Consider the following 12,787-nt stretch of genomic DNA (forward strand, 5'->3'; position numbering starts at 1 on the left):
GAACATCGAAGAGAAATGACGGAAGATATAAGTAACTTATCGTATTTCGGTTTATACCGCTACACGTTCATATTCATTGGATTAAACAAACAGTATTTACGCTAAATTCCTAACAAAATAAGAAATACAAAACACAAAACATAAACGGCGATTAACGATGGATAAATGGGTGTTTTCGTATTAGCTAACACATTTTAGTGCTACGAAAACACCATCGTCTTTCGCGTTATATCAATATAATTGTGCTCTTTCGTTTTACGTTATATCACTTGCTTTGCTAAGACAAATTGATACGTAGTGACAAATCTATAGCATGAACGTGTTTCGTTAACGCGCCAGATGAAATGTAATCTACGCCCAGTTTGGCAAGCGAGGCCAGTCGTTCATCAGTAATGTTCCCTGATACTTCCAGTTTACATTGGCCTTTATTAAGCGCTACTGCCTCTTGGATCTGTTCGTTAGTAAAATTATCTAACATAACAATATCGGCTCCCGCAGACAGGGCTTGTTCAAGCTCGGCTACGTTTTCAACCTCTACTTCCACAGGCTTGCCCGGCATCATAGATTTCGCTCGGCTTATCGCCTTTTCAATATTGCCACATGAAAAAATATGGTTTTCTTTGATAAGGAAAGCGTCGAATAGGCCAACACGGTGATTTTGTCCACCGCCGCAGCGTACGGCGTATTTCTGCGCATAGCGAAGCCCGGGTAGGGTTTTGCGCGTATCGAGAATTTTAGTGGTAGACCCTTCTAAATATTTGGCATAAAACGCAGTGACTGTGGCGGTAGCTGACAGTGTTTGCAAAAAATTAAGCGCGGTGCGTTCGGCGGTGAGAATCGCTCTGGCAGAGCCTTCCAAGCTAACAAGCAAGGTGTCAGCGGCAACACTGTTGCCATCTTTTACATGCCAAGTTAGTGATACCGATTCATCAATAAGCGCGAAGGCTTGTGTTGCCCAAGCGATACCGCACACTACGCATGGTTCGCGAGTAATTATCGAAGCCTTAGCATTTACGCTTTCGTCTATCAGGTTTGCGGTTATGTCGTGCGCGGCATCTAACTCGCCGCCAAGGTCTTCAATAAGCGCGTTAGAGACCTGTTCTCGTATCGCTTGCATATCTGGTGATGTCATCTTCATCGCTATGGTCTATTTAAAGGGTACGCAATATTAACCAATCTCCGCGCTGAGTAAACTCTAATTGGCGAAGAACACTCATTCCAAGCAGTATATGGTCATCCTGCATACCGGGGTTTAGGTTTGCTTTAACATTGCGCACCACAATGTCTCCAATGCGCAAGGTATTTATGTTAGATTCGGCGACTCTTACTACGCCATTGGCGGTACTGGCTAAACCTTCGCGGCCGGCTTTCAGCTGAAGGCGATTGGCTAAGTGAGCAGGTACTGCAACATCGGTTGCGCCTGTATCTACTAAGAACACCACTTCTTCGCCGTTTATATAACCTGTGGTTACATAGTGCCCCTGACGATTCTGCTTTAAGCGCACTTCGGTTTGAGAGCCAATGCGTTCAGACCTAGGTTCGCTATTTGGGTTAACCTGTTTCTCTAATAAGTCTGAGAAAACGAACACTAAAAGGCCGAAACCACAGAGCCATGCCAGTGCAACCATCCATTTGCCCGTTGATGCCGTCGGGTCTTGTTGTTCATTCATGCATAAACCTTTTTTAATTCAAAGTGGTGGCGAACTAAGCGTTTAGTTTCCTCAATGCTTTATCAAACAGACAATATGCGAGAGCTGCTTGATTTTTAAAGTATTGCAGTGCCACACTTACAACACTATACAATGTAGGCGGTTACGCTAAAAATCAAATATCGAATCAAACACTATGGTGCTTTATAATCAAGCAATCTTCACCGAAAGCCCTCATGCAGACCCTCGGCCTGACAACACCGACGTCAGCCTTTTAGTTATACACAATATTTCATTGCCGCCATCACAGTTTGGTACGCCTGGCATTCGGGAATTGTTTACCGGAACGCTCAACCCAGACGAGCACCCTTTCTATAAAGAAATAGCGGGGCTGCGGGTGTCTGCGCACTGCGTTATATACAGAACGGGGGAGGTTGAGCAGTTTGTTCCGTTCGACCAGCGAGCATGGCATGCCGGGCTGTCGTCGTTTCAAGGGAAAAGCCGTTGCAACGACTCTTCCATTGGTATTGAGCTAGAAGGTACAGACACCTTGCCATTTACCGATGCGCAGTATCACGCCTTAGGTGAACTAACTGATTTTATTACAAAGCGCTATCCTCGGATCACTTTAGGGCGTATCGTAGGACATAATGACATTGCACCGGGGCGTAAAACTGACCCGGGTGAAGCCTTCGATTGGGCACGTTATAGAATGCGAATATCGCAAGCGTAAGTGGTTTAACTAAAAAGGAAACACACGCCTATGATGCTAATGAGTTTACTGTTGGTTCTCAGCTTAGAGCGGCTGATATCCAAAACACCAAGCTGGCATATTGAAAAGTATGCGTCCCAATATCGCGATTTTCTGCAGAAAAAAGGGTGGTTAGGTGAGAAAGCCTCTTCGGCGGCACTTTACTTTTACCTTTTAGTGCCCGCGTTATTGCTAGGGGCTATTGAATATTGGCTGCTAGGCGCTTTTCTTACCTTTATTGAGCAAAGCATTGTGCTGTTTATCTGCATAGGTTGCCCAGTGCTAAGAGGAATTTATAAGAACTTCCTTAACGCTGCACAGCGGGGTGACCTGCAAGCCTGCAGCATGTATACCGATCAGCTAGGACACTGTGCAAGTCAATCTGACAGCGACGGCAGTGCAAGTGCAGAAGGAAAAAGCTTTGGCCAGCACCTTACATGGCTTAACTATCAGCATTATACTGCGGTGATGTTGTGGTTTATCGCGTTTGGTGCACCAGGGGCACTTTTTTACAGCATAAGTAGAAGCACTACGGAAGCCTTATGCGGGGCTAATCACCCTTTAAAAGGAGCGGCGGGAAGATTAATGTTTGCGCTCGACTATATTCCGGTTCGTGTGACGGCATTTGGTATGTTGATGATGGGGCATTTTTCCCGCGCCTTGCCAGAGTGGCTCAGTCATGCGCTTCAATTTGATGTACCTGCGTATGATGTGCTTACCCATATTTCTGCCAAAGCTGAGGTTTTAACCCCTGAAGAGCACCAAATGCAGGCTGAAAATGCAGCGATTGAGCCGCGAGTACTTGTAAAGTTAGCAAAACGTAATGTTATTTTTCTACTTGTTATTACCTCTGCATTAACGCTGGTAGGCAGCCTCGCATAATCAATATTTTTAACATTTACGACATCGTGAGCGTTTGGTCTATTTATTAACTGTAAGTAGATCAAATGCTTTGCATCGCATCACGGGCTCTTTTTGCCTCATCAGACCAGTTGTTGCATTTTTACTTTTCTTAACAAATTCAATAATAAAGCTTAACACAAAGCAAATCCCTGTGGCTTTGCTATGCTTGGAAGTATTTACCTCGAATTCGATCTGCCTTAAACTAGATAGGTAAAATGGTATTACCAATTGTGTCTGTGATTAAATTATCTCCGATTATTTTTTACATTCACCACCGTTATATCAGTACTGATTTAATTTAAAGGATACGAAGCGCGCATGCGTCAGCAGCGAAAAAAACTCTCTGATGTGATTACCGAACAACTCGAGTCAATGATACTCGACGGTACGCTATTGGCCGGTCAAAAGTTACCGCCAGAAAGAGAGCTCGCGTTAGAATTTGACGTTTCCCGTCCTTCACTGCGAGAAGCTATTGGTAACCTGCAGGCACGCGGTCTGGTCGAGCGCAAGCAAGGTGGCGGTACGTTCGTAAATCGCAACCTTAATTCAGCCATGACAGACCCGCTGATGGACCTGGTTAGTCAGCGCCCTGAAACCCAATTCGACTTGCTTGAATTTCGTCATGCCCTTGAGGGAATGGCAGCGTATTACGCAGCACTTCGTGGGCAACCTGAAGATTATGAGGCGTTAAAGCAAGCACTTAACGATGTACCTACGCCTAAAGCGCATGAAAGTAAACGTGCTCAGGCAGAAGCATTGGGTCAGTTTTACATCATTATGGCAAGAGCATCCCACAATATGGTGCTTTTACATGTAATGAGCACCATGCAAAGTATGCTGGTGGACAATATTGAACGAAATTTTGACATGTTGGCAGCGCACCCTGAAGCGGTGGAAGACATTGCGAAACAGCGTCGCGAAATTGTAGAGGCGATTGCTTCTCGCGACCCGGAAGCTGCGCGCCAAGCATGTAATACGCATTTAGCGTTTATTGAAAAAACGCTATTAACCATTAATCAACGCGATACACGGGTTCAACGCGCATTGCGTCGATTAGAGATTTAGTTACTTGGCTAAGGCTAGCTAAGCAAGGCTTAGGTAACTATTCATTCGCAGAGGCCGGTCAGGTTTTTTCCTGTGCCACTGCAAAAGCAGGTGAGCCAGATTGGGTCACTGTGAGTACAACGTAATTTAGTTTTCCTTCTTTTAGCGCTTTTAAGATTAAGGGCAATGCTAAGGGAGGATTTTCTATATAAGCAAAAAATAGGATGGCACCATGTCTGATATGATGCACCAAGATGTAGATCCTCAAGAAACTAAAGAGTGGATTGATGCGCTTGAGTCGGTTTTAGAAGAGGAAGGCGTAGAACGCGCCCACTATTTACTCGAAAAACTTATTGATAAAGCACGTCGCAGCGGAGCGCACTTACCGTATGACGCTACTACTGCCTACATCAATACTATCCCAGCAGCGCAAGAGCCAAACATGCCTGGCGACTTGACCATCGAAGCGCGCATTCGTGCCGCTATTCGTTGGAACGCACTAATGATTGTATTGCGTGCATCGAAAAAAGACCTAGAGCTTGGTGGCCACATTGGTAGCTTCGCATCATCGGCTATGCTTTACGATGTAGGCTTTAACCACTTCTTTAAAGCGCCTAATGAAAATCAAGGCGGCGACTTTATTTTTGCACAGGGCCATATTTCTCCGGGTATCTATGCGCGTTCTTTCATGGAAGGCAACTTAACTGAAGAGCAGCTAAATAACTTCCGTCAAGAATGTGCGGGCGATGGTCTATCGTCTTACCCACACCCTCACTTGATGAAAGACTACTGGCAGTTCCCAACCGTATCTATGGGCTTAGGTCCACTTCAAGCTATCTATACAGCACGCTTCCTTAAGTACCTAACTAACCGTGGTATTAAAGACTGCTCAGGTCAGCGCGTATACTGCTACATGGGTGACGGTGAGTGTGATGAGCCAGAAAGCTTGGGTGCAATTGGTCTTGCATCTCGTGAAGGCCTAGATAACCTAACGTTCGTTATCAACTGTAACCTTCAGCGCCTTGACGGCCCGGTACGTGGTAACGGCAAAATTATCCAAGAACTTGAAGGTACGTTCCGCGGCGCAGGCTGGGAAGTCGTGAAAGTGATTTGGGGTAGCTACTGGGATGAGTTACTAGCTCGCGATAAATCTGGCAAGCTAATTCAGCTTATGGGTGAAACCGTAGACGGTGAATACCAAAACTGTAAAGCCAAAGGCGGCAAGTACACCCGTGAAAACTTCTTCAACAAGTACCCTGAAACAGCGGCACTTGTAGCAAACATGTCTGATGATGACATCTGGCGTCTAAACCGTGGTGGTCACGACCCAGTTAAAGTATTTGCAGCTTACCAAAAAGCGATTGATACCAAAGGTCGTCCAACGGTAATCCTTGCTAAAACGGTTAAAGGTTTCGGTCTTGGTGCATCAGGCGAAGCACAGAACGTAGCGCACAACGTTAAGAAAATGGACGTTGATTCGATCAAACAGTTCCGCGACCGCTTCAACATTCCAGTAGCTGATGAGAAAATTGAAGAACTGCCATACTTTAAGTTCGACGAAGACAGCGAAGAAATGAAGTATCTTCGTGCACGTCGTGAAGCGTTAGGTGGTTACCTGCCTTCTCGCCGAGAGCAGGCAGAAGAGCAACTAGAAATTCCAGAGTTAAGCGCATTCGACGCTATCTTGAAAGGTTCTGGCGACCGTCAAGTATCGTCAACCATGACGTTTGTACGTGTGCTTAATGCATTGTTGAAAGATAAGAAAATTGGTAAGCGCGTTGTACCAATTATTCCTGATGAAGCCCGTACCTTCGGTATGGAAGGCTTGTTCCGTCAGGTAGGTATCTATGCTAACGAAGGCCAGAAATACGTGCCTCAAGATGCAGACCAAGTGGCTTACTACCGTGAAGACAAGAAAGGTCAGGTACTGCAAGAAGGTATTAACGAGCTAGGTGCAATGGCATCGTGGGTAGCGTCTGGTACGTCTTACTCAACCTGTAACGCGACCACTATTCCGTTCTACATTTACTACTCAATGTTTGGTTTTCAACGTGTTGGTGACCTGGCATGGGCAGCGGGCGATAGCCAAGCACGTGGTTTCCTATTAGGCGCAACAGCAGGTAGAACTACGCTTAACGGTGAGGGTCTACAGCACCAAGACGGTCACTCACACGTTCAGGCAAACCTTATTCCTAACTGTATTACTTACGATCCAACGTACGGTTATGAAGTCGCGGTTATCGTTCAAGACGGTCTACGTCGTATGTACGGCAACAACGAGAATGTGTTCTACTACCTAACATTGATGAACGAGAACTATCAACACCCTGCAATGCCAGAAGGTGATGATGTTGCTGAGCAAATCATTAAAGGTATCTACAAGCTAGAGCGCGTTGAAAACGACAAGTCTAAACTTAACGTACAGCTAATGGGCTCAGGTACTATCTTGAACGAAGTACGTAAAGCGGCACAGATTCTGTGTGAAGACTACAACGTATCTTCTGACGTTTACTCGGTAACCTCGTTCAACGAGCTAGCCCGTGAAGGTCAGGACGTAGCACGCTGGAACATGCTAAACCCTGAAGCTGAGCAAAAAGTACCTTACATTGGTCAGGTAATCACGAAAGATGCAGGTCCTGCGATTTCTGCCACTGACTATGTGAAGAACTACTCAGACCAAGTACGCGCGTTCATTGAAACTGAATACCGCTGCCTAGGTACAGACGGTTTCGGTCGAAGTGATAGCCGCGAAAACTTGCGTACTCACTTTGAAGTTAATGCGTCATACATTGTGGTTGCATCACTTTACGAATTGGCTCAGCGCGGCGACGTTGAGAAGAAAGTGGTAGCAGAAGCCATTAAGCGTTTTGATATCAACGCTGAAAAACTTAACCCACTTTACGCGTAAGCCAGATAAGGTATTTTACATATGTCAGATATTCAAAAGATTATCGTACCCGATGTAGGCGGTGACGAAGTTGAAGTTATCGAGCTATGTGTTGCCGTAGGCGACAACATCGAAGCCGATGAAGGCGTTGTTACTGTAGAAAGTGACAAGGCGTCAATGGACATCCCAGCACCATTTGAAGGTGAGATTGTAAGCCTGTCTGTATCAGTAGGCGATAAAATCAAAGAAGGCGATGTGATTGGTGAAATGAAGGCTGCAGGTGGTGGCAGTTCGGATGAGAGCAGCGCTGAAGAATCATCTTCAGACGACGCTTCACAAGAAGAAGCTCCAAAAGAAGAAAGCAAGTCAGATGCAGCGCCTGCTGCTTCTGGTACCAGTGAAGTGATTGAAGTTGCCGTACCGGATATCGGCTCTGATGACGAAGTAGACGTTATCGACGTGTTGGTTTCAGTTGGCGACACCATCGAAAAAGAAGATGGTCTTATTACCCTTGAAACTGATAAAGCGACGATGGACGTTCCCTCAACACACGCGGGTACAGTGAAAGAAGTTCTTATCAGTAATGGTGATAAGGTAAAAGAAGGCACGGTAGTGATTAAGCTTGAAATAGCTGGTGAAGGCGGTTCAAGCGAATCGTCTTCAAGTGCATCGTCTTCAACTGAGAAAGCTGAAAAATCAGAAGCGTCTTCTAACGAAGCGTCGAGCCAACAAGAATCAGCACCTAAAGCAGAAGCAAGCAGCGAGACTATCGAAGTTGCTGTACCTGATATTGGTGAAGACGGTGAAGTTGACGTTATCGATGTACTTGTATCGGCTGGCGATACGGTTGAAAAAGAAGACGGCCTAATTACGCTAGAAACTGATAAAGCCACCATGGATGTACCTTCAACACATGCAGGTACCATCAAGGAAGTCTTTATTAAAACAGGCGATAAGGTTAAGCAAGGCACATTGGTTGTTAAGCTAGAAACTAGCAGTGGTGAAACTTCAGCGCCAGCGTCTGAAAAGCCAGCTGAAGCACCTAAACAAGAAGCGCCTAAGAAAGAAGCAAAAAAACAGTCTTCGCAACAAGGCGAGTCTCAAAATCGCTCTCCTGTGCCTCCAGCGCCAGAAGCGAAAAGTACAGGTAAAGCACACGCTTCACCATCAGTACGCCGTGTTGCGCGCGAGTTTGGTGTAGACCTAACTCAGGTTAAAGGCTCAGGCCCTAAAAACCGTATTTTGAAAGAAGACGTTCAAGCCTATGTGAAAGCGGAACTGGCTAAGCCTAAAACTGCGGCCGCGTCAGGTAATGCCCCTGCGGGTGACAACGTACTTCAAATTGTGCCGGTTAAACCTGTTGATCACAGCAAGTTTGGTGAAATTGAAGAGCAAAAGCTTTCGCGCATTCAGAAGATTTCTGGCCCGTTCTTACACCGTAACTGGGCGACGATTCCGCACGTTACGCAGTTTGATGAAGCCGATATCACAGACGTAGAAGATTTCCGTAAAGAGCAAAATGCTTACCACGCGAAGATTAAGTCTGGTCTCAAGATTACGCCGCTAGTATTCGTAATGAAAGCGGTAGCGAAAGCCCTTGAGAAATACGAAGTATTTAACTCATCACTGTCTGACGACGGCGAAAGCTTAATTATCAAGAAGTTCATTAACATTGGTATTGCGGTGGAAACACCGGGCGGCCTTGTAGTTCCTGTTATTCGCGACGTGAATAAGAAAGGCATTGAAGAACTTTCTCGCGAGCTTATCGAAACATCGAAGAAAGCCCGTGAAGGTAAGCTTAAAGCTGCAGACATGCAGGGTGGTACGTTTACTATCTCTAGCCTAGGTGGTATTGGCGGTACGGCGTTTACGCCTATTGTAAATGCACCAGAAGTCGCCATATTAGGTGTGTCTAAGTCTGAGATGAAGCCTAAGTGGAATGGTAAAGAGTTTGAACCGCGTCTGATGGTGCCTTTGAGCCTGTCATACGATCACCGTGTAATCGATGGTGCAGTAGGTGCAAGATTCTCTACCGAGGTTGCTGCAAACCTAACTGACTTACGCAGAATCATACTTTAAATAAAAGGTCGAAAAAGTTTACAATATCAGTAACATTTTCGACGATTTTATCAGCCCATTTGGTGGCATTTAGGTTATGCTATGACACAAAAGTAATAGCATAACCCTACAAGAACAGGATTGAGGTTCACAATGAGCGAAATTAAAACGCAATTGGTGGTACTGGGCGGCGGCCCTGGCGGTTATTCAGCAGCTTTCCGTGCAGCTGACTTAGGTATTGAAACAGTTATCGTAGACTCGCGTGACACCCTAGGCGGTGTTTGTCTTAACGTTGGCTGTATCCCTTCAAAAGCCCTTCTTCACGTTGCTAAAGTGATGAAAGAAGCGAAGCACCTTGCAAGTCACGGTGTATCGTTTGGCGAGCCTACCATCGATTTAGACAAAATCCGTGAATACAAAGACGGCGTTGTTAAGCAGTTAACAAACGGCCTTAGCGGCATGTCTAAAATGCGTAAAACCAAGCATGTACAAGGCTTTGGTAAATTCACAGGCGCAAACACCCTAGAAGTAAAAAATGGTGACGACGTTACTACTATTACTTTTGAAAAAGCGATTATTGCTGCGGGCTCAGAGCCAGTAAGCCTACCGTTCATCCCTGAAGATGACCGCGTAATCGACTCAACTGGCGCACTGGAAATGAAAGACATTCCAGAGAAGATGCTAGTACTAGGCGGTGGTATCATCGGTCTAGAAATGGGTACTGTGTACGAAGCACTAGGCTCAAAAATTGACGTAGTTGAATTCTTAGACCAGCTAATTCCAGCTGCTGACAAAGATATCATGAAAGTATTCATGAAAGACTACAAAGACAAGTTTAACATCATGCTTGAAACCAAAGTGACTGCGGTTGAAGCGAAAGATGACGGCTTGTACGTAACGTTTGAAGGCAAGAATGCACCTTCAGAGCAAGTGCGTTACGACAAAGTATTGGTTGCTGTTGGCCGTAAGCCAAACGGTAAGCTTGTTGGTGCTGACGCTGCTGGCGTAAACGTTGACGATCGTGGCTTTATCAATGTTGATAAGCAAATGCGTACCAACGTTGACCACATCTTCGCAATCGGTGATCTTGTTGGCCAGCCAATGCTTGCCCACAAAGCCGTTCACGAAGGTCATGTTGCTGCAGAGGTTATTGCAGGGCAGAAGCACTACTTCGACCCACGTGGTATTCCTTCAGTTGCTTATACCGAGCCAGAAGTTGCTTGGGTTGGTGTTACTGAGAAAGAAGCGAAAGAACAGGGCCTTAGCTATGAAACTGCGACATTCCCTTGGGCTGCATCTGGCCGTGCTATCGCTTCTGATGCCACTAACGGTATGACGAAAATGATCTTCGATAAAGAGTCAGGCCGCGTTATCGGTGGTGCAATGGTAGGTACAAACGCAGGCGAAATGCTTGGCGAAATTGGCCTAGCATTAGAAATGGGTGCTGACGCAGAAGACGTTGCACTTACTATTCACGCTCACCCAACGCTTAACGAGTCTATTGGTCTTGCGTCTGAAATCTTCGAAGGAAGCATTACTGACCTGCCAAACCCTAAAGCGAAGAAAAAGAAGTAACATAGCTTCTTTTAAAAATACTTTGAAAGCCCTCTTCTAAGCGGGCTTTTTTGTACTATGCTTTTAATTCACGTGCTAATTTCAAACGAAAATTTAGGACGTTAGTAAATAGAACGCTAGTAAATAGTAAGCGGTGGTAGATGTCGGAAAAAATCACAGATCCAATTAAAGTACAGTCAAAACACGGTGAATACAGCATCGAACTACAGGGGAACATTATTCGCCTAGACGGCAAAGGCGTAGTAACAAAAGCGTTATTCCAACTTTATCACGAAGATGTAAAAAAGCTCGCTTTGCCTTTAGGTGGGCAGCCCTGGGGTTTTTTAATATCTGTTAAAGGCGTAGGCATATTAACCCCTGACGCCGAGCACGCGTTAATAGATTCGGTACGGATGAGAAAGCAATATGGAATGCAAGCATGTGCCTTTGTTACTACCCATGCAGACATTCCAGCGCTCGTGAAAAGTCAATTTGAGCGAGTTTATAAAGCCGCAAGTATTGCCTGTTATTTTTGCGATTGTGAAAGCGAAGCCCTTAGCTGGCTAGCCACACTAAACTGCTTTTTAGAAACAGATTAGGCCGTTTCCTTCCCAGTTATCGCTTTTGCTTCTTCATCATTACTCGGCGTGCTCAAATGTGCTGGCGTAAACCCTTCACAGTCCATGTTTCTCTCATCCATAAAACGCTTCACCGTGTCAGCGCAGTACGCCTTGCGACAGCATTGAGAAAGCAACATTTCGTGGCGTTGAACCCGCTCTCGAATAAACTTCACCACTAAACCGCGAAGCCACTGTAAGCCGGCGTCTTGGTCTTGACGTTTATGCCACATCACTGACAGCGGCGAACTGACGATTTCAATGGGCGTTTCAAACACGGCCAGCTCGCCAGAAAATATCTCTTTTTCCATTACAAGTGATGGCGCTACACAAATAAGATTACTCTCTTTTAATAACGGAGTGGCGTTGTGGAACTGATTCACCGACATAGCAACACGGCGCTTAAGGCCTAAATTTGCTAATACTTGATCAGTTGGCCCGCTTACATCGCCGGTTACTGAAACTAATAGGTGGTCGGCCGCCACAAAGTCTTCCAAACTAAGCTGAGACTTAGCTAATGGATGGTCGGGGCGCATGACTACCACCCAGCTTAGGTCAAGCACGTGCTCAGCGCGAATAACCGAGCCCGGCTCTTGGTATTTTGAAAAGGTGAGTTCGGCTTCGGCGTCCTTTAGGATCTTGTCCGTCTCCATATCATAGTTCGGGATAGCGTGGATATTGATACCCGGCGCTTCGTTTTCTATAACTTTACGCAGCGGGCCCCATACCATAGAAACAATGCTGTCGGTGGCGGCAATACGAAAGGTACGTTTAGCTGTTGCTGGGTTAAAGTCGGTGGGGTTTACTGCAACCTCAAGCTCGCCCAATGGCCCTTGAATTTGGCTCCACAGATTTTTAGCAAACGAAGTCGGTTGAATACCGCGCCCGTCTTTCACGAATAGTTCATCGTTCCATGCAGTGCGCATACGTGAAAGCGCATTGGAAACGGCGGGCTGCGTCATTGATAGCCTATCTGCTGCACGGGTAATTGCCCCTTCAGTCATAATGGCATCAAAAATCATTAATAAATTTAAATCATGTGGACGCATCGTCGTCTCCAAATATCGTTTACTCATTATATATAAACTAAACGTAGTATAACGCTTGTGAGCAATTCTCGTACTATGTCATGGCTTTCAAACAGCATGAAAATGCTTTTACTAAGTACCTTAAAATTCACTTGTTGTTATTTAAGGCTCTGATATTTAGACGCTTTTTTATTCAAATTAATAGCTGGCGCAATACTAACGTTAATAAATAACCGAACATATACCATCTTAAGTTTACGCCCCTGAAACCTTGTTGTAACGCTAGGTTTTCAACT

The 12,787-nt window shown here is 45.5% G+C and carries 10 protein-coding genes; 7 read left to right on the forward strand and 3 right to left on the reverse strand.

Translation table 11 applies throughout. From position 1 onward, the window contains the following. Positions 1-277 precede the first annotated feature (277 nt). A complete protein-coding gene (gene nadC / locus ACTRWF_RS15935; RefSeq protein WP_462835844.1) occupies positions 278-1,132 on the reverse strand; it encodes a carboxylating nicotinate-nucleotide diphosphorylase in 855 nt (284 codons plus the stop codon). Between the two features lie 19 nt (positions 1,133-1,151). Beyond that, on the reverse strand, positions 1,152-1,670 hold the full coding sequence (locus tag ACTRWF_RS15940; RefSeq protein ID WP_462835845.1) for a TIGR02281 family clan AA aspartic protease: 519 nt from the start codon (positions 1,668-1,670) through the stop codon (positions 1,152-1,154). 175 nt (positions 1,671-1,845) lie between these two features. On the opposite strand from ACTRWF_RS15940, the gene ampD reads away from it, so the two are divergent. The 7 genes from ampD to ACTRWF_RS15975 all read left to right on the forward strand — a co-directional run bounded on the left by ampD (position 1,846) and on the right by ACTRWF_RS15975 (position 11,445). Then, positions 1,846-2,382, forward strand: a complete 537-nt coding sequence (gene ampD, locus ACTRWF_RS15945) for a 1,6-anhydro-N-acetylmuramyl-L-alanine amidase AmpD (protein ID WP_462835846.1) — start codon at positions 1,846-1,848, stop codon at positions 2,380-2,382. A 30-nt stretch (positions 2,383-2,412) separates the two neighbouring features. After that, positions 2,413-3,282, forward strand: coding sequence for a beta-lactamase regulator AmpE (gene ampE, locus ACTRWF_RS15950; RefSeq protein ID WP_462835847.1), 870 nt, complete (start codon positions 2,413-2,415; stop codon positions 3,280-3,282). Between the two features lie 339 nt (positions 3,283-3,621). After that, complete coding sequence (gene pdhR, locus ACTRWF_RS15955; RefSeq protein ID WP_024016767.1) at positions 3,622-4,368, forward strand: pyruvate dehydrogenase complex transcriptional repressor PdhR; 747 nt, start codon at positions 3,622-3,624, stop codon at positions 4,366-4,368. A gap of 211 nt (positions 4,369-4,579) precedes the next feature. Continuing rightward, the gene (gene aceE, locus ACTRWF_RS15960; protein ID WP_462835848.1) at positions 4,580-7,255 is read left to right on the forward strand and encodes a pyruvate dehydrogenase (acetyl-transferring), homodimeric type; all 2,676 of its coding nucleotides are present in this window, start codon (positions 4,580-4,582) and stop codon (positions 7,253-7,255) included. Between the two features lie 21 nt (positions 7,256-7,276). Then, a complete protein-coding gene (gene aceF / locus ACTRWF_RS15965; protein WP_462835849.1) occupies positions 7,277-9,313 on the forward strand; it encodes a pyruvate dehydrogenase complex dihydrolipoyllysine-residue acetyltransferase in 2,037 nt (678 codons plus the stop codon). 132 nt (positions 9,314-9,445) lie between these two features. Continuing rightward, a complete protein-coding gene (gene lpdA / locus ACTRWF_RS15970; RefSeq protein ID WP_462835850.1) occupies positions 9,446-10,867 on the forward strand; it encodes a dihydrolipoyl dehydrogenase in 1,422 nt (473 codons plus the stop codon). Between the two features lie 140 nt (positions 10,868-11,007). Next, entirely contained in the window at positions 11,008-11,445 is a 438-nt protein-coding gene (locus ACTRWF_RS15975) for a hypothetical protein (protein WP_232367898.1), read from the forward strand. Here ACTRWF_RS15975 and ACTRWF_RS15980 read toward each other — a convergent pair. Beyond that, on the reverse strand, positions 11,442-12,512 hold the full coding sequence (locus ACTRWF_RS15980; RefSeq protein WP_462835851.1) for a LysR substrate-binding domain-containing protein: 1,071 nt from the start codon (positions 12,510-12,512) through the stop codon (positions 11,442-11,444). The two genes, ACTRWF_RS15975 and ACTRWF_RS15980, sit on opposite strands and share 4 nt — an antisense overlap. Positions 12,513-12,787: the final 275 nt, after the last annotated feature.

It is taken from the genome of Alteromonas sp. G5_S2_22_S1 (genome assembly GCF_054968525.1).